This is a genomic window from Vibrio sp. 1727, assembly GCF_033344415.1.
In the GTDB taxonomy this organism is placed as follows: Bacteria; Pseudomonadota; Gammaproteobacteria; order Enterobacterales; family Vibrionaceae; genus Vibrio; species Vibrio alginolyticus.
This window is the reverse complement of sequence record NZ_JAWPOT010000018.1, coordinates 35,340-53,319: the sequence shown is the minus strand read 5'-3', so window position 1 is coordinate 53,319 and position 17,980 is coordinate 35,340. Positions and strand designations below refer to the sequence as shown.

14 protein-coding genes are annotated in these 17,980 nt (G+C 44.0%); 10 read left to right on the top strand and 4 right to left on the bottom strand.

The genetic code is table 11. The features are described 5' to 3' along the window. Positions 1–82: 82 nt before the first annotated feature. Positions 83–1,870 carry a heme ABC transporter permease/ATP-binding protein CydD gene (gene cydD, locus R8O10_RS17115; RefSeq protein ID WP_017634866.1) on the top strand — a complete coding sequence of 596 codons (1,788 nt, stop codon included), beginning with the start codon at positions 83–85 and terminating at the stop codon, positions 1,868–1,870. Continuing rightward, positions 1,863–3,584 (top strand): heme ABC transporter ATP-binding protein/permease CydC, encoded by a 1,722-nt coding sequence (gene cydC, locus R8O10_RS17110; protein ID WP_136976101.1) that lies wholly within the window; start codon positions 1,863–1,865, stop codon positions 3,582–3,584. The genes cydD and cydC overlap by 8 nt, the downstream gene beginning before the upstream one ends. Before the next feature lie 97 nt (positions 3,585–3,681). Here cydC and R8O10_RS17105 read toward each other — a convergent pair whose 3' ends face one another. The 3 genes from R8O10_RS17105 to R8O10_RS17095 all read right to left on the bottom strand — a co-directional run bounded on the left by R8O10_RS17105 (position 3,682) and on the right by R8O10_RS17095 (position 7,597). Next, positions 3,682–5,013 carry a D-serine ammonia-lyase gene (locus tag R8O10_RS17105; protein ID WP_136976099.1) on the bottom strand — a complete coding sequence of 444 codons (1,332 nt, stop codon included), beginning with the start codon at positions 5,011–5,013 and terminating at the stop codon, positions 3,682–3,684. A gap of 83 nt (positions 5,014–5,096) precedes the next feature. After that, entirely contained in the window at positions 5,097–6,191 is a 1,095-nt protein-coding gene (gene serC, locus R8O10_RS17100) for a 3-phosphoserine/phosphohydroxythreonine transaminase (RefSeq protein ID WP_170960344.1), read from the bottom strand. 137 nt (positions 6,192–6,328) lie between these two features. Next, positions 6,329–7,597 (bottom strand): DUF945 family protein, encoded by a 1,269-nt coding sequence (locus tag R8O10_RS17095; protein WP_318191560.1) that lies wholly within the window; start codon positions 7,595–7,597, stop codon positions 6,329–6,331. Between the two features lie 186 nt (positions 7,598–7,783). Here R8O10_RS17095 and R8O10_RS17090 point away from each other — a divergent pair, with 186 nt between their 5' ends. The 3 genes from R8O10_RS17090 to R8O10_RS17080 all read left to right on the top strand — a co-directional run bounded on the left by R8O10_RS17090 (position 7,784) and on the right by R8O10_RS17080 (position 11,058). Beyond that, entirely contained in the window at positions 7,784–9,724 is a 1,941-nt protein-coding gene (locus R8O10_RS17090; RefSeq protein ID WP_318191559.1) for an ATP-binding protein, read from the top strand. After that, positions 9,721–10,218: a response regulator gene (locus R8O10_RS17085; RefSeq protein ID WP_047100727.1), complete on the top strand. Its 498-nt coding sequence runs from the start codon at positions 9,721–9,723 to the stop codon at positions 10,216–10,218. The genes R8O10_RS17090 and R8O10_RS17085 overlap by 4 nt, the downstream gene beginning before the upstream one ends. Before the next feature lie 291 nt (positions 10,219–10,509). Further along, positions 10,510–11,058: a hypothetical protein gene (locus tag R8O10_RS17080; protein WP_005378006.1), complete on the top strand. Its 549-nt coding sequence runs from the start codon at positions 10,510–10,512 to the stop codon at positions 11,056–11,058. Between the two features lie 193 nt (positions 11,059–11,251). On the opposite strand, the gene R8O10_RS17075 is transcribed toward R8O10_RS17080, so the two are convergent. After that, a complete protein-coding gene (locus R8O10_RS17075) occupies positions 11,252–11,839 on the bottom strand; it encodes a TfoX/Sxy family DNA transformation protein (protein ID WP_005378007.1) in 588 nt (195 codons plus the stop codon). A 369-nt stretch (positions 11,840–12,208) separates the two neighbouring features. Between R8O10_RS17075 and R8O10_RS17070 the strand changes: the two genes are divergently transcribed. From R8O10_RS17070 to R8O10_RS17050, 5 genes are all read left to right on the top strand, one after another. Continuing rightward, positions 12,209–13,129: an HDOD domain-containing protein gene (locus R8O10_RS17070; protein ID WP_025766846.1), complete on the top strand. Its 921-nt coding sequence runs from the start codon at positions 12,209–12,211 to the stop codon at positions 13,127–13,129. 146 nt (positions 13,130–13,275) lie between these two features. Next, positions 13,276–14,181, top strand: a complete 906-nt coding sequence (locus tag R8O10_RS17065; RefSeq protein ID WP_005378011.1) for a lysine exporter LysO family protein — start codon at positions 13,276–13,278, stop codon at positions 14,179–14,181. A 208-nt stretch (positions 14,182–14,389) separates the two neighbouring features. Further along, positions 14,390–14,902, top strand: coding sequence for a hypothetical protein (locus R8O10_RS17060; protein ID WP_017634875.1), 513 nt, complete (start codon positions 14,390–14,392; stop codon positions 14,900–14,902). A 211-nt stretch (positions 14,903–15,113) separates the two neighbouring features. Next, positions 15,114–16,760 carry a pyridoxal-dependent aspartate 1-decarboxylase PanP gene (panP, locus tag R8O10_RS17055; RefSeq protein ID WP_005378019.1) on the top strand — a complete coding sequence of 549 codons (1,647 nt, stop codon included), beginning with the start codon at positions 15,114–15,116 and terminating at the stop codon, positions 16,758–16,760. A gap of 311 nt (positions 16,761–17,071) precedes the next feature. Beyond that, positions 17,072–17,926 carry a MurR/RpiR family transcriptional regulator gene (locus tag R8O10_RS17050; protein ID WP_005378021.1) on the top strand — a complete coding sequence of 285 codons (855 nt, stop codon included), beginning with the start codon at positions 17,072–17,074 and terminating at the stop codon, positions 17,924–17,926. The last annotated feature ends 54 nt before the right edge of the window (positions 17,927–17,980 follow it).

Below are 17,980 nucleotides of genomic sequence, written 5' to 3'. Positions count from 1 at the left end.
CCTTAAAGCCCAGCGGTATTCCCGCTGGGTTTTCTTTTGTATACTACCGCCTCATTAAAACAATTATCATTAAGCCTTCACGATGGATAAGAAAAAGCAAAGCAGCTTGAATAAGTGGCTGAAGCAACAAAGTAAGTTAGCCAAGCGCTGGCTTATGATTGCGATAGGCCTAGGCGTACTTTCAAGCGTGTTTTTATTGGCTCAAGCAGCCCTGCTCGCCTCCATTCTGCACCAGTTAATCATTGACCAAGTCGACAAAGCCGACCTCATTTGGCATTTTGTTGGGCTCGGTGGCACGGTTATCGGTCGAGCTGCTTGTACCTGGGGTCGAGAGCTTGCCGGTTACCGTTGCGGGGAGCAAATTCGAGTTTATATTCGCCAACTCATTTTAGATAAAGTTCATAAACTTGGGCCAGCTTACATCAAAGGCAAACCTGCTGGCAGTTGGGCAACGCTCATCTTAGAGCAGGTAGAAGATATGCAAGATTTCTTCTCACGCTACTTGCCTCAAATGTCATTATCGGTACTAGTGCCTTTCATCATTTTGGTTGTCGTATTCCCAGTAAACTGGGCAGCAGGCTTGATCTTCCTGGTCACTGCACCACTGGTGCCTATTTTCATGGCACTGGTTGGGATGAAAGCCGCAGAAGCAAACCGTAAAAACTTTAAAGCGATGCAGCGTTTGTCGGGTCACTTTTATGACCGCTTGCAAGCAATGACAACCATTCGCTTATTCGATAGAACAAAATCTGAAACTGAGACGCTAAAGGGTGCTTCAGAAGTCTTTCGTACTCGTACCATGGACGTTCTGAAAATCGCGTTTCTGTCTTCTGCGGTGTTAGAGTTTTTCACTTCCATTTCTATCGCAATTACCGCTGTCTACTTTGGCTTTAGTTATATCGGGGAGCTGGACTTCGGCTACTACGGCACAGGTGTTACGCTCTTTGCTGGTTTGTTCATTCTGATTCTTGCTCCAGAGTTTTATCAGCCATTACGTGATTTGGGCACGTTCTATCATGCGAAACAGCAAGCGGTTGGCGCAGCAGAAAGCATTGTCGAGTTTCTGGATTTGGAAGTCGATCAAATCAAAGATGGTACCCAAGCGTTAGATAAAAACAGCCCTATCCATATTGAAGCGGACCAGTTAACCATTTTTAGTCCGGAAGGTAAGCAGCTCGCAGGTCCCCTATCCTTCTCTCTTGAAGCCAACAAAAGTACAGCGTTGGTTGGACCAAGTGGCGCAGGTAAAACAAGTTTGGTAAACACAATCCTCGGTTTCATGCCTTATCAAGGTAGCTTAAAAATTAATGGCTGCGAATTGTCGCAACTGGATCTAGCCACATGGCGAGAGGCAGTAAGCTGGATTGGTCAAAACCCGATGCTATTACACGGTAGCATTCGAGATAACATCACACTAGGTAAGCAAAATATTCAGGATGCAGACGTACATTCTGTGTTGAATGACTCTCACGCTGCTGAATTTGTTGAAATGCATGGGTTGGATTATCCGATATCTGATCGTTCTGGTGGTTTATCTGTCGGCCAAGCGCAGCGTTTAGCACTGGCTCGCGCCATGCTACAAAATGGTCGTTTTTGGTTATTAGATGAACCAACCGCAAGCTTAGATGCTCGCAGTGAAAAACTCGTGATGGAAGGCATTAACAAGTATGCGCATGCCACAACGAATTTGATGATTACTCACCAACTTGCGCCTTTACAAAACGTATCGCAAATTCTTGTTATGCAGGACGGCCAGATTGTTCAACGTGGTGATTACGCCACACTGTCGACAGAAGATGGCTTATTTAAAGACATGTTGGAAGCGAACCTCGCACAACGTGAAACAGACAAGGGGAACTTAGATGCGTGATTTACTCCCTTATCTAAAACTCTATAAAAAACACTGGTTTGGTCTTTCGCTAGGTATGCTACTGGCATTTCTGACCTTAGCGGCGTCTATTGGCTTATTAACGCTATCAGGTTGGTTTATTTCAGCCGCAGCGGTGGCAGGCTTGACGGTTGCTCGTGAGACCTTCAACTACATGTTACCAGGTGCCGGGGTACGCGGCGCTGCAATGGCTCGAACCGCAGGTCGATGGGGAGAACGTGTCGTTAGCCACAATGCAACGTTCAAGCTGCTTACCGATCTACGTATCTTCTTCTTTAAGAAACTTGCACCACTGATTCCGGGTCGTGTTTCTACGATGCGTGATGCCGATCTGCTCAACCGTCTAGTAGCGGACGTAGATGCGATGGATCACGTATACCTTCGACTTATCAGCCCTGTCGTGATTGGTATTTTTGGCATATTGAGTTTAACGGCTGTCCTGGCGTTCTTTGATTGGCATCTCGCCCTACTGCTTGGCTCGATTCTTACCGTCATGTTGTTTGTATGGCCAGTGCTGTTCTATAAACTGGGTAAAAATAATGGCGAGAATCTCACTCATCATAAAGCGCAATTGCGAGTGGCGACACTGGACTGGCTTCAAGGCTACAGCGAACTGAGTATCTTTGGAGCAGAAGAACGTTATCGTAATCTCATTCTAGAGAAGCAGAAGCAGTTGCTGTCTAACCAATTTGTGAACGCGAATTTAACGGGCATGGCTTCAGGCCTGCTTATGCTGGTGAACGGCATTACACTGGTTGTGATGCTTTGGTTTGCTGCAGACGGCGTAGGTGGTCGTGCTCCTGATCCTTGGATTGCGCTGTTTGCGTTTGCAACCATGGCGAGCTTTGAGATTCTGATGCCTATCGCGAGCGCATTCCAGTATCTCGGTCAAACGTTGACTTCTGCTCGTCGTTTAAATGAAGTAATTTTGGCTGAACCTGACGTTGTCTTCCCTGAGCAGTCGAAACATAAAGACACAACGTTAGACATTGAATTCGACAACATAGATTTTACTTACCCTGACGGTCAGCAAAAGGTGCTGAAAGACTTGTCACTCTCACTACCGTTGGGCACTAAAACTGCAATTGTAGGTCAAACAGGTTCAGGTAAATCAACACTGATTCAGCTTCTTTGCCGCTACTGGGATGTTAACCAAGGTGAAGTTCGAATCGGTGGTACAAAACTGCAAGATTGGAGCGAGTCGGACCTGCGAGCAGCAATGACTGTGGTCAGTCAACGCGTAGATGTACTAAACGGGACACTACGTGACAACTTACTCATGGCCGCTCCGGATGCAAGTGATGAGCAACTGTCCACTATTTTACGAAAAGTCGAGCTTGGCGGACTTCTGGAAGAGCCGGGGTTAGACGCTTGGTTAGGCGACGGCGGCCGTCAGTTATCTGGTGGTGAGAAACGCCGAATCGGTATTGCTCGAGCATTGCTACGTGATGCCCCAATCCTACTCTTAGATGAACCGACTGAAGGCCTCGATAAGCGTACGGAACAAAAAGTGATGGCGCTTTTCAATGAACACTTTGCTAATAAGACAGTAGTATTCATTACACACCGACTGATAGAGCTAGAAAGCATGGATAGCATCTGTTTGATGGAACAAGGTGAGATCATCGAACAAGGCGACCATCCAACGCTACTCGCTCAAAAAGGTCGTTACTACCAGCTATTACAATCTCTATAATTCGATTTTCAGTGACGAGAAGGGCTCATCAAACGATGAGCCCTTTTGTTATTCCTGTATTATTAGTTACCTAATTAAGCACGTATACAGTGCTGATTTACCGACCAGATTTTTTGAGATAAGCCGCCATTTCATCTTCCGGAACCATACCCCCACCTGTTGCCCAAACAAGATGCGTTGCGTTTTTGAGTTTTTCTTCGTCAAATTTCATTCGAGACTGATAAGCATGGTTATTCGAGACGTGCACTGCCCCAATCATACCGGCTAATGCAGAAGGCTCTAGATTAATACCTTCCAGTTCACTTAACTCACCCAAGTGGTGATACATACGAGCGTCATCAATGGTGTAAAAACCATCAAGTAGCCTTTCCATCGCTCTTCCGACAAATCCCGAGGCACGCCCGACTGCCAAACCATCAGCGGCGGTGATGTTATCGATACCCAAATCTTGTACCGAAATATCGTCATGCAAGCCTGTATGTACGCCCAACAGCATGCACGGTGAGTGCGTTGGCTCTGCGAAAATACAGTGGACATGCTCGCCAAATGCTACCTTCAAGCCAAATGCCACCCCACCAGGTCCACCGCCAACACCACAAGGAAGATAAACAAACAATGGATGATGCTCATCAACAACGATTCCCAAGTCATCAAATTGCTGCTTAAGACGCTCACCCGCAACAGAGTAACCTAGAAACAGCGTCCGTGAGTTTTCATCATCGATAAAGAAACAGCTGGGATCTTTTTCTGCCTCTTTACGACCTTGCGCGACAGCAATACCATAATCTTCCTGGTGCTCTACGACATTAACACCATGTGACTGGAGCTTATTTTTCTTCCATTCCCGCGCATCCGCAGACATGTGGACTGAAACTGAAAAACCCAGCTTCGCACTCATGATACCGATGGACATACCAAGATTGCCGGTTGAGCCAACCGCAATACTGTACTGCTTAAAAAACTGCCGAAACTCATTGCTGAACAATTTTCTGTAATCATCGTTTTCACAGAGCAAGCCGGCTTCAAACGCCACCTTTTCTGCATGAGTGAGCACTTCATAAATACCACCTCTCGCTTTGATCGAACCAGAAATTGGCAAATGACTGTCTTTTTTGAGCATTAAATGGCCCAATATTGGTGTGTCGTATTGCTGCTCCAAACGCACTTTCATATTGGGAATATCCACCACTGGGGACTCAATAATGCCACGCGACGTTTCCGTTTCGGGAAACGCTTTCATCAAATAAGGCGCAAATCGTGCTAGCCGTTCACTCGCCGCTTGAATATCTTTTTCATCTAACCCGACATGAGGTAAGCCTTCCTCCAAGGAAGTGATATGGGGGTTAAACCAACAAACCTCTTCAAGATCAATAAGTGCTGCTAAGAGTGGGAACTGCTTAGTCAGCGCTTCAATATTTGCCTTGGTCATTTTACCTTCCTGGAATGATGTGAGTTGAGATAAACAAAAGCGCCGCAATAGCGACGCTTTGGAGAACAACTATCAGTTTGAGTTTACGCGTAGTTTTTCTCAAACTCTTGCATGAAGTCTACTAACGCTTGAACGCCTTCAAGCGGCATTGCGTTATAAATGGATGCTCGCATACCACCAACTGCTCGGTGACCTTTTAGCGCTTTCAACCCTTTAGAGTCTGCTAGCTCAAGGAAGGTTGCATCCAGTTCAGGCTTAGCAAGTTGAAATGGCACGTTCATCAAAGAACGGTTTGCTGAGTACACGCCATTACGGTAGAAATCAGACTGATCGATGTAATCATACAGTAGCGCGGCTTTAGCGCGGTTCACTTGCTCAATCGCTTTTACTCCGCCCTGTGCCTTCAGCCATTTGAAAACAAGACCAGACAGGTACCATGCAAAGGTTGGTGGCGTGTTGAACATTGATTCTTTTTCTGCCAAAACAGTGTAATCCAAAATACTTGGTAGTACCTGCTTCGCCATACCTAATAAATCATCGCGCACGATAGCAATAGCAATGCCGGAAGGACCAATATTTTTCTGAGCGCCCGCGTAAATCACACCGTATTTAGACACATCGATTTCACGAGAAAGAATTGTCGAAGACATGTCAGCAACAATCGGTTTGTCGGTGATAGGAAGATCGTTAATCTCAATACCATCAATGGTCTCATTTGGACAGAAGTGAACGTAAGCCGCTTCTGGAGCAATTTTCCATTCACTTGCAGGTAGAACCGCGACTTTCCCGTTGATTTCTGTTTTTGCATCAAACACGTCTGGTTCGCAGTATTTTTTCGCTTCAGCTACCGCGCTTTCAGCCCAATAACCACCATCGATGTAAGTTGCCGTATCGGCATCACCAAGTAAGTTTAGAGGAACAGCAGCAAACTGAGCACGAGCACCACCTTGGCAGAACAGCACTTTATAGTTGTCCGGAATATTCAGAAGATCACGTAAATCCTGCTCGGCTTCTTCTGCAACTTTGATGAACTCTTTGCTTCGGTGGCTGATTTCCATGACCGAAGTACCAAGGCCTTGCCAATCGATTAGTTCCTGTTGTGCTTGCTGCATAACTGCTTTAGGCAGACCTGCTGGCCCTGCACTGAAGTTAAATACGTTGTCCGTATTTTGTTCCATGATGCTCATTGCTCCTGCTATGTAAATATTACGAAATTAATATCACGTTTTCGCAGTGATAAAAACAAGAAAAGAGGTCTTACGACCTCTTTTTAAAGACTAAGCGTTGAATTGGAACAAATTCGCAACAACACGAATTACTGTTGTTGCATCAAAGCAGGCATAAGTAGAGCCACCAATGGGAACTCATGCCCATTTTCGAACTTCAATTTGCCTTCACCAATTTCTGCTTTTAATTGATAACCGCCCTCTACTTTTTCGATCAACTCCATAATAAGGAGCTCATCAATCCCTTCTTGAATAAATGGGTAATGCGTTACTAATTCATCAGAGAAGTAAGTGCTAAGTTCACCAGTAGTGGCCGTCACCAACTTCATTGGATCTTGAGTAATATGCTCAGTACCTTCAGGGATGGATAGTTGCCACTCGTTGTGGAACTTGCCGTCACCGAACGCGAGTGAAAGCTCGTTCACGGATAAATCAAAACCTTTGCTAAACAGCGTGTCAACATGCGGCAATAAGCTCGCAATTTCCTGCTCGTCTAACATTGGAGAGCTTTGATAGATAGACATAATTTGGTCAAATGACTGGCTATCCACATCTGCAATTGAGAAATCCAACTTAAAGTTATCGACATCCGTACCATCAGTTAAACGCAGTTTCTTAGCATCTAGGTTCAGCTGACTGTTCAGCTTATCACCAGACTCATTCATCGTAGTGTTACCACGGTAGCTCGCATTTTCAATCAAAAAGACAGGCGTCAAGTTCGCATCAACCACATCCAGCTTCTCTAGAGAGAAAGACTGCTCGCCTAACCAGTAGCCTTTTGCTTGCTTTCCTTTACCTTGCCCTGTCAATGCATTCAGATGAAGCTCTTCACCGTTTTCAAAATCCACTTGAACAGAAGGAACGGAAACTTGGTAATTGAGATCACCCAATACCGTCACATCACCTGTTACTTTTGCAGGGCTTGTAGAAACAGAAACACCTTGCGTTTCGTTACGATAATGCCAACTGTCTAGGTCGAGGATAAATGCTGTATTGCCATTTAGTTGAGTCTGGCTATGCATCGTGAGAGGCAAAAAGTCATTGTCCACCAATTTTGAATCTGCTGTTAGGCTTGTTAGACCGTGGCTAACATCACTGGTTACGTCAAACGTCGTTGGCATACCATCACGCTCTAACTGCGTTTTAAGCTCAGGATCAACAACTGAATAACGAGTCAGCACGACTGAAGACAAATAGCCACGCTGATACTCGACCACTTCGCCTTTAATCATTTCATCATTCATATTGGTAATACCATCTTCAATGATGGGCTGACCAATTTGTCCGACAGCCAATGGCCAACACAGTGCTAATGAGATAGCACCACCAATGGCGCCGATTTTTTTAAGATTTTGCATAACGTCACTTATTAGATATTTTCGGTCAGTCTACCCCAAACCACCTGCGGAGAAAACATTGAGACAAATCAGACTATTGATGCTTATTCTAGTCCATTAATCAGGAATCATACTTGGCTCCCACTCATCATGTCCTTTTATTGTTAAAGTTTGCGTGGCGAAGTTTTAACCGGAGCTAAAACATCTGTGAATCGTTATGCTGTGTTGTGTCTCGACAACAACCCAATCAGTGCTGAACAGTTTCGATTGGAGCTGTCTGCCTTCTCAAGTAAGTTTGATATTTTTTCTGTCGAATCGATAGAAGAGGCTCAAAGCGCTTTAGAGTATCTAGAAGAAAGAGAACAGACTGTTGCTTTAGTTATAGCGAGCCATCACGCTCATTTTAACGGCGTGGATTTTCTTATTGGTTTAGACCGGATGCCACATACCGAGCAAGCAAGAAAAATTCTTATTAGCTGCTCGTCTGATATAGAGGCAATTCTCACTGCCGTTAATGAGGGCAGGCTCGACCACTGCCTCACTAAACCTTTGCCAGATCACGTCTTATTTAACACAGTGCAAAAAGAGCTGACCCAATTTATATTGCGAAACGGTAAAGAAGACCTGCTAAGTTACAGTCAGATATTGGATCATCACAGCTTGTTGCGAGCGCACATCAATAATCAGATGAGCCATTATCAAGCCGGATTCTTACACGACTACCACTCGATGTCTGATACCGAGTTAGCCGAGCAAGTGATCTCCGCTCTCCAGCAATTTTTCAAAGATAATGACGAAACAAGAGCGTGCCGTACATACTCACCTGAACACTTATTAACCGTGGAAGGCGAGCCAAATAGCTTTTTGTGGTTTATCACCGAAGGTGAAGTGGCTCTGTACAAGCGCGATGAACAAGGCATGCAGCGAGAGGTTGTACGCCATAACAAAGGGAATATTGTCGGAGGCATGTCGTTTGTTACTGGGGAATGTTCTTTCTCGACAGCTCTAACACTAACCAAAACAGAAGTTATCAAACTCGATCGCAACGTATTCAATAAAGTGATGCAAAGCGACTCAAACTTACTGCCTCTTTTTACAAACTTGCTCTTACGCCACTTCAACCGCCGATTGCAAAGAAGCATCAACACCAAACTGCAACTTCAAAAAACGCTCGAATCTTTAGAATCAGCCCACCAGCAGCTCATTGAAAGAGAAAAAATGGCGATGCTTGGTCAATTGGTTGCGGGAGTGGCCCACGAACTAAACAATCCAGTAGCCGCGATATTAAGAGGCGTAGAGAATTTAACGCATACACTAGAACGATTACTTAACGATGCGCCCAGTTCCGATATACAAACCAAAGGCATTGAATTACTGAACAAAGCGCAAACCTCAAAACCCGCTTCAACCGCCGAGCTCAGATCACGCGTAAAAGCGCTTAGCCATACTCTTCCAGACCGAGCGTTGGCAAAGAAAGTGGTGAGCCTTGGTTTAGAATCCGATCACGAGCTACTTACCCAACTAACGAGAAAGCAGCAAACGTCTTATCATGCTCTCAATACACTAGAGCAATACCACAAAGCAGGTTCTACACTTCGCTCAATTAATGTCTGTGCAGCACGAATTGCTGATATGGTAAAAAGCCTGAAAGGATATGCTCGGTCAGATGATGAGACCCTGCACTATGCCGATATTCATGAGGGCATTGAAGACACCTTGGTGATTTTCGAGAACAAATTAAAAATGCACCAAGTTTCAACCGACTATGCAAACTTGCCTTCCATCCTTTGTCAACCGATCGCACTCCAACAGGTGTGGACGAACTTGGTCTCTAACGCCATTGACGCATTTCCAGAGAAAGGTGTGTTAAACATACAAACACGCCTTGTAGAAAAAGAGCACACACATTATGCCGTTATCTCATTTGAAGATAATGGATGTGGCATTCCTGAATCGCAAAGAGACGCCATTTTCGAGCTGAACTTCACCACAAAAAAAGAAGGTAATTTTGGCTTAGGTATCGGGCTGTCCATCTGCCAGCAAATCGTAACAGCACACAGAGGGTGGATTGACGTCGAATCAGAGATCGGCCAGTTCACACGAATGACCGTCTGGTTACCAGTCATCGAAGAAGGAGATGAAACATGACCAAGTATTTAATTTTATGTGTCGATGACGAACGAGAAGTCTTGGATAGCGTGCTCCAGGATCTCGCTCCCTTTGAGGAACATTTTATTGTCGAGGGAGCGGAATCAGTCACTGAAGCAAGGCAAGTGATCGAGGAAATGGCGGAAGAAGAAGTTCAGCTTGCGCTCATTTTATGTGACCACATTATGCCGGAACAAACTGGGATCAGCTTCTTAATCGAACTCAGTCAAAATGGTGACACAAAAGCAGCGCGCAAAGTTTTACTCACAGGACAAGCCGGTTTGGAAGACACCGTAGAAGCCGTAAATAACGCGAGTCTCGATTATTACATTGCCAAACCTTGGAAAGGCGAAGCATTGAGAAAGGCAATCGTGTCTCAGCTTACCGCGTTTGTGATTGAGAATGATGATAACCTGCTATCCTGGACTCAAACCCTTGATTCTGAGGCAATCCTCAACGCCATGGCAGAAAGAAGAGCAAGCTTTGGCGAGTAATAAAGTGTTTGGTTCTAACTTGAACTCAACGATGCTCATTGCACCACCTAACCTCGCATAGTCGAACGAGGTTAGAAAAACATCGTTACTTGTCCGAGTGAAATTCTCGGACACTACGTATATGGCGTAGTTTTTGCTTAAACCAAGGAACTATTAAGTTAATTGACAAAACATCGACACATTTTTGTTGGTCGTCGACCTTCCTTTTTATTATGATGTCGGACAAATCAGATTACGGTTCAAGTGGTTGCTTGAATCCATGGAAATAATGAACAAGGTTTATCGTTAGTTATGCGTAAAACACTATTAGCCGCTGCCTTACTAGTGGCATCAAGCCATGCCCTAGCTGCAAACGATCGCAATGCGCCAGCAACTATGAGCAACTTTAGCTACGACTATTTCGAAGCACGTATTGGCGCAAGTCCTGTGACATTTGGTGCTGGATTCAGCAAATCAATTCACCCGAACGCGCATGTGATTGCTCGTATTGACTCTGAGTTTGAAAGTGATTTTGACTCAGCTGCAGGCTTTGGCTTCCATTCTCCGCTAAACAACTGGGCAGATCTTACTGGTGAAATGCTAATGCGCGTTGTGCAACCTTCGAATGAGAGCAGCACAGATGTTGGTATGGAGCTTAACTTAGGTGTTCGTCAATGGTTGGGCCCTCAATTAGAAGTAGGCGGCAAAGTCGGCTACGTTTCTATCGATAACGATGACGATTGGACTGGCTCTGCCTACGCTCGATTCCACTCAACAGAGCTTTTCTCTTTGGGTGCTGAAGCACGTATCAACGATTTTTACGGTGATCAGGTAATGTTCACTACGCGTTTTAAGTTTTAAGATTTGTGCTGTAAGAAAAGAGCAAATTAAAAAAACAAAAACCGAGGTCTCTGCCTCGGTTTTTTTGTCTAATTTAATGACTAACTCAATGAAGTGGTAAAAAACTTCAACGTCCTTTTTCCGCTTTTCACACTTGCCTTTACGACCCGCTAACTCCATCGAAACGAGTCAATCATTGTGCGATCAGCTTCGCTTAGTCACACAGTGCCAATAACTGTTTTTTACGCGGCTCTTGGATCAGTTTCCAATGTACGCCATCAGTTGCACCAGCAAATTTCCACAGTAGCTTTACATCAACATCATTACCGTAAGCCGTTTTAACTTTGTTGAAGACTTTTACAGGTCCAAGTTCTAAAAAGGTTTCTACGTCATCAACACCGGCTTTCTTGACCATACGTTCAAGGGTTAGTTGCATGTTGGGTAAGTCTCTTAAGCGTCTACTGGCAGAGGACTTTTGATATTTCCGTTCCTTAATTGAGTATTCAATTGATTTCTGTACCAGTTCATCAAGCCCTACATATCCGGATTCGAATAAATCGGTTACATCATAATAATTTACGGTTGCCGTCGTCTGTTTTTTGACGTGCTTATACTTCTCACAGCTCAGTTGAGTAAACACTTCATCTAGCCCATTACCACCACGTAAGTAGCAGCAATCATTGCTGACAAGCGCAAACATAGCATCATCGGTGAATAAACCAATACCACCGAACATAGAACGTTTTTGGTACTCACTGAAGGTGCGTACATATTTAAAAAAAGCTTGGTCTGTCATGTCCATTGACCTCTTTAATCTGAATAAATTACCCCGATTAGCGATGTCACCAGATAAACAGCAGCTTATAGCGAATTATAAATGTCGATTTGTTGGCGATATTTTTGTGAGTTGTGCTCACCAACTTGCTTAATCATACTTAACGTTGAAAAATAAGTTAGGACATAGGTCACATATAAAAAAGTATAAATTCTGCATACGTGATTAGTTTCACACTTATTGTTCGTGTGGTGATATTTTTTTGACGCATAGCATGCCTAAAACGCGCCATCATTATGATCTCGCTGGCAATTACGGGCACATAATACGCATTTAATTGATAAAGAATACGCTGTAAGGGTACACTGTACGAAAGATCTCAAGTACAGCGTCACAATGGAACATTTATCATTTTTTTGGCTGCCAAATAATAAAGATAAGCTTATAAACGCACTGGAATCCGAGTTTGCTCAGCTGGTAGAACAGTCCATCTCCACGGGTAAGATTTCGTTACCTCCTATTCCTGATGTCGTGCTTAAAATTCAGCAGTTATGTGTCGAAGAACACACCACGATTGCCGATGTTGCTAACTGTTTATTGGAAGATCCCGGATTAGCAGCGGTCGTTTTACGAGTCGCTAACTCTGTGATTTTCAATCGCAGAAATATCACCTGCAACGACTTAACTACAGCGGTATCTCGTCTCGGAATACTTCGTGTACGTGATATTGTTACCGCACAAGCGATCGAGCAACTTAAACACTCAGTTAATCTCACTAAAGAATGCAATGCCATCTTGGTGAAGAGTGCCGCGATATCTCGTGAGCTCGGTGCCGTCATGGTGATGTTGGTTCAATCGTTTCGTAGCCACGAGCCAGGCACTTATGGTCATCTAGAGCAAGAAAAGGCGTTATTGGTCGGTCTATTAGCCGATATAGGGTTATTTTGCCTAATTAATGAGTACCACTTGTACTTAGATAGGGGTAATTACTTAGACCCAGATATTGCATTGCAGATCTTCCAAACACGTTGTTCTGCCACAAGTAAACTGGTACTTGAGCGTTGGGGGTTTGACAACGACTTCAGAGAAGTATCCTCAAATGAAAAATACGAGCTAACGCGACCAGAAGTGAGTTATCTCGACATCGCTAGAATTGCGCATCATTTATTGATGTTCCGCAATCACGATGAACGCATTGACGAACATGAAGTTGAATTCAACTTAACTGGTGCAGAAGTCTTGTATGAACTTAGTAACATGAGTGATACTGACTTCAATGATCAAATCCGTGCTGTACTCAATGCTAGCGGTTTGTAATTTATCGCTTTCTGATAATACCTTATCCGTGATAAAACGATTCGCTCAAGGCTGAGCTGTGTGTGGTGAAATGTCTTTAATTTCAACCGATAGATAATTTGATTTATGCGTGTTGATGTTATCTCAAAAAGGAATCATTGAGCTTTATGTTTTCAGGGATGCTATTTATTTTCGCTCCGCTTGTGGTGGGGTATCTAATTCCTATATCTCGATCTTCGTTATTGGAGAAGATCAATCAGTCAACGTCCTACCTTATTTACGTCATTTTGTCGTTGATGGGTCTTAGCTTAGCGGCGCTCGATAATTTAAGTAGCAACTTACAAAGTATTCTCCTCTATGCGAGTACGTTTTTTTTGTGTCTAAGTGCCTGCAACCTGTTGGCTCTGCCTATTATTGATAAAATTATTCCACTCCAGACCAATCAGAATCAAAAGAAACTACCGTTATCTTCGATGGCTTTAGAGTCTGTTAAGCTTATCGTGGTCGTTGGCGGAGGGTTAGTGGTTGGCCTGCTGTTACCCATTGATTTGAGTTGGGTAGATACAGCAAGCGAATGGATACTCTTTCTACTTCTATTTTTTATTGGTATTCAGCTGCGCAATAGTGGACTTACTCTGCGTCAAATCCTATTAAATAAACAAGGAATGGCCATTGCGGCTGTTGTCATCGCAACATGTATGCTTGGTGGCGTTCTTGCAGCGGTGCTTTTGGATCTTCCTCTTTATCAAGCACTCGCAATGGCTTCAGGTTTTGGCTGGTATTCCCTCGCAGGTATTTTAATGGGTGACGCTTTTGGTCCGGTATTTGGTGGCGCGTCGTTCTTGATTGAATTGATGAGAGAGCTAGTCGCACTGGTTGCCATTCCTCTCTTTATTCGTAGCTATCCGTGCACCGCAATTGGTTATGCCGGTGCAACAGCAATGGACTTCACCCTACCCGTTATTCAAACCACCGGTGGTGTGCGTTGCGTTCCTGTTGCTATCGTTAGCGGCTTTATTTTGAGTTTATTGGTACCAGTTATGATGCTTTTCTTTGTATCACTTGCTAGCTAGATCTCAGGTTTTCGTTTTAACATCCATTACAATACGGCAAAAATTTAAATACCCAGTTAACGTCAAAGTGGTCAATATTTTTTGGCAAGACCCCTCTTTCTTTTCGTCATTCAGCCCAACGATTTGTCACGACCAAATAGAAAGAAGGGAGAAACATCAACTGATGTGCATTGCGTTAATAAAGGGATAACAACCAGAAGGAAGAAAAATGAAACGCTTTGTCGTTGCAGCGCTCCTCGCTACAAGCTCAACTTTTACGCTTGCCGCAGATCAACAATGTCTTGCTAGCAAATACGATGGCTACGTCGATGCCTCACTACAGTGGTATCAAGATCTTGTTGATTTGACGGTTACCCAATATCCAGATCTGAAAGAAGTTAGTCAATGGTTCTTGGATGGACGTAAACATCACTTTGAATTAAACCGCGAAGCGGTTCACTACTTTCTAGAGAACGACCCTAGCCGCGTTGCGACGGAACAGCCAATCGAAGCATGGTTAAAACTAGAGCAACATGACGTTAAGCAGTTAGCGACCCGAAGCGATAAGTTAGGTGAAGTTGCAAAACAGACATTTAGCGACCGTCAATCAACTAACCATCCAAAAAACTACGAGCTTCGTTCAGCATTCGCTGATCTGCTTAGTCATCCCCAACAAATTGATACCGCACTTAATAAGTACAATCAGTCAATAGAAAAGATTGAAAAGCAGAAATGTGACTAAGATTGCTCGCATTAGTCGTTGATTAGCATTCGAAAACACTAGAATGTTTTAACGTACTCAATCTAGAATTTTTTAATGTGAATATCGTAACCTTCACCTAAAATTTTCATTTCTACAACTTGGGTTTCAACAATTAAAACGGGACTTTGCGCCCGTTTTAGTTTAGATTGTGCCGCTCGCATTACCAAAATAACTACAAAGATTCTTTGCTATGGTTAAGGAACAAAAAACCGCTGATGTTAGCTTTGAGAGCTTGCTAAAGATCTTCACTGTCCCAGAAGGTCCGGACTCAACGTTAACTAAAATTGACGAGAGCCTCTCGCGAAATCTAAATCAATTTCTTCGTGAACACATCGTGGCAGAAGAAAAGCCTTTACGCGAAATCGAAAAAGACTTTTCTTCTGCTCAGATTCCTGAGCAGCCAGAGTTCGTGTCAGATCATACAGAGCACTTACTCGACACTTTGGTGTCGCACTCAGTTCACACATCTTCACCAAGCTTCATTGGTCATATGACATCGGCACTGCCTTATTTCTTGATGCCACTGTCAAAGATCATGATCGCCTTAAACCAAAACCTGGTAAAAATAGAGACTTCCAAAGCCTTTACGCCACTTGAGCGTCAAGTTTTGGGTATGCTGCATCGCTTGATATATGGTCAGAATGATACTTTTTACAATCAGTGGATGCACAGTGCAAACCACTCATTAGGCGCATTTTGTTCCGGCGGCACCATTGCCAATATCACTGCGCTTTGGGTAGCACGTAACAAAGCGTTAAGAGCCAATGGCTCATTTAAAGGCGTTGAGAAGGAAGGCCTTTTTAAAGCCATGAAGCACTATGGCTATGATGGCTTAGCGGTGCTAGTGTCTGAGCGTGGTCACTACTCCCTTAAGAAAGCAGCCGATGTATTAGGGCTAGGCCAAGAGGGCTTGGTTGCGGTTAAAACCGATGCCAACAACCGTATTATTGTCAACGACCTGAAAGCGAAAATTGTTGAGCTCGAAAAACAAAATATCAAGCCTATTGCTGTTATTGGTGTGGCAGGCACAACAGAGACAGGTAATGTTGATCCATTGCCTGAAATCGCTGAAGTCTGCCAAGCTCACGGCTGTCACTTCCATGTAGATGCCGCATGGGGTGGCGCAACACTTATGTCTAACCATCACCGTCACCTTCTTAAAGGTGTGGAAATGGCAGACTCAGTAACTATTGATGCGCACAAGCAGCTCTACATCCCGATGGGCGCTGGTATGGTTCTGTTCAAAGACCCTGACGCAATGAAATCCATAGAACATCACGCTCAATATATATTGCGCAAAGGTTCAAAAGACCTAGGCAGCCATACATTAGAAGGTTCACGTTCGGGTATGGCGATGTTGGTCTACGCCGCAATGCACATCATAAGTCGCCCAGGTTATGAGCTTCTTATTGACCAAAGCATTGAAAAAGCTCGCTACTTTGCGGATTTAATCAAACAGCAAGATGATTTCGAATTAGTTTCTGAACCAGAGCTTTGTCTGCTCACATACCGTTATTTGCCGCCATTCATCCGTGAAGCATTAGCACAAGCAGAAGGCTCACAAAAAGAACAACTGAATGAGCTGATCAATGAGTTAACACAGTTTATTCAAAAGCGTCAGCGCGAAACGGGCAAATCGTTCGTTTCACGTACAAGACTGAACCCAGACCAATGGCAACGCATGAATACGATAGTGTTTAGAGTGGTTTTGGCAAATCCACTGACCACAAAAGAAATTTTGAGCTCAGTGCTTGATGAACAACGCGAAATCGCCAAGCAAGCACCAAATTTGATGAAAAGAATTCAGCAGCTGGTTGTTGATATTCAATCGTCTTAACGGCCAGATCAAGTTACATCAATTTGAAATTTTTTTTCGTTTTGATGTAACTCAAACATCATTATCGTGCGACTAGCGCAACAAAACTTCGTTTACACATCCAATTCTGTAGTTTTTACAACATTTTGTTTGAGGCCTGTCAAATTCTCACTAAATAGTACCCGTTATTGGTTTAGACTGATTGAAGATCAGGTTTATACTGATTCTATGGCGCTGGTTGTTTTCGTTAACGCCCCACTCTACTCCGGAATCTTCGTGTTTCCTTTCGTTAGCAGAGCCAGCGAGTTGTTCTCTATACCCTCGTGAACACTATGAATACATTAGAAAAAATTCAAAAAAACCTGGAGAATTTCAGTAAGTCAGAGCGCAAAGTTGCGGAAGTAATTATGGCGTCTCCACAAACTGCAATTCATTCAAGCATTGCAACGCTGGCTAAAATGGCTGACGTTAGTGAGCCCACTGTAAACCGCTTCTGTCGTCGTCTGGACACCAAGGGCTTTCCAGATTTTAAGCTTCACTTGGCACAGAGCCTAGCAAACGGCACCCCTTACGTTAACCGTAATGTGGAAGAAGACGATGGCCCAGACGCGTACACCCATAAGATTTTCGAATCGACGATGGCCTGTTTAGATGTCGCGAAAAATAGCCTAGATCCAATGCAAGTGAACCGTGCGGTCGATTTGCTAACGCAAGCGAAGCGCATTTCATTCTTTGGCCTTGGGGCATCATCTTCTGTTGCCCGAGACGCACAAAACAAGTTTATTCGCTTTAATATTCCAATTACTTGTTTTGAAGATATTGTTATGCAGCGCATGAGTTGTATCAACTGCAGTGATAATGATGTTGTGGTTCTTATTTCTCATACCGGTCGAACAAAGAGTCAGGTAGAAATAGCGAACCTTGCTCGTGAAAATGGCGCAACGGTTATTGCGATTACAGCGAAGGATTCTCCTCTAGAAAAGGCAAGCTCGCTGGCCATCACGCTCGATATTCCAGAAGATACCGACGTTTACATGCCAATGGCAAGCCGGGTTGTACAAATGACAGTGATTGATGTGCTAGCAACTGGCTTCACTCTTCGCCGTGGTACAGGTTTCCGTGAGAACCTAAAACGCGTAAAAGATGCGTTGAAAGACAGTCGCTATGACAAACTAAGCCAGTACTAAGCACTAAAGCTTAGTCAATACTTTATCTAGGGGAGCTCAAGGCTCCCCTTTTGT

Bases quoted from the DNA above. Each gene is read 5' to 3' on its own strand.
- serC (WP_170960344.1), bottom strand. From the start codon at position 6,191: ATGGAACAAAATACGGACAACGTATTTAACTTCAGTGCAGGGCCAGCA.
- R8O10_RS17070 (WP_025766846.1), top strand. From the start codon at position 12,209: ATGGAACATTTATCATTTTTTTGGCTGCCAAATAATAAAGATAAGCTT.
- R8O10_RS17105 (WP_136976099.1), bottom strand. From the start codon at position 5,013: ATGACCAAGGCAAATATTGAAGCGCTGACTAAGCAGTTCCCACTCTTA.
- cydC (WP_136976101.1), top strand. From the start codon at position 1,863: ATGCGTGATTTACTCCCTTATCTAAAACTCTATAAAAAACACTGGTTT.
- panP (WP_005378019.1), top strand. From the start codon at position 15,114: ATGGTTAAGGAACAAAAAACCGCTGATGTTAGCTTTGAGAGCTTGCTA.
- R8O10_RS17075 (WP_005378007.1), bottom strand. From the start codon at position 11,839: ATGGACATGACAGACCAAGCTTTTTTTAAATATGTACGCACCTTCAGT.
- R8O10_RS17065 (WP_005378011.1), top strand. From the start codon at position 13,276: ATGTTTTCAGGGATGCTATTTATTTTCGCTCCGCTTGTGGTGGGGTAT.
- R8O10_RS17095 (WP_318191560.1), bottom strand. From the start codon at position 7,597: ATGCAAAATCTTAAAAAAATCGGCGCCATTGGTGGTGCTATCTCATTA.
- R8O10_RS17060 (WP_017634875.1), top strand. From the start codon at position 14,390: ATGAAACGCTTTGTCGTTGCAGCGCTCCTCGCTACAAGCTCAACTTTT.
- R8O10_RS17085 (WP_047100727.1), top strand. From the start codon at position 9,721: ATGACCAAGTATTTAATTTTATGTGTCGATGACGAACGAGAAGTCTTG.
- cydD (WP_017634866.1), top strand. From the start codon at position 83: ATGGATAAGAAAAAGCAAAGCAGCTTGAATAAGTGGCTGAAGCAACAA.
- R8O10_RS17050 (WP_005378021.1), top strand. From the start codon at position 17,072: ATGAATACATTAGAAAAAATTCAAAAAAACCTGGAGAATTTCAGTAAG.
- R8O10_RS17080 (WP_005378006.1), top strand. From the start codon at position 10,510: ATGCGTAAAACACTATTAGCCGCTGCCTTACTAGTGGCATCAAGCCAT.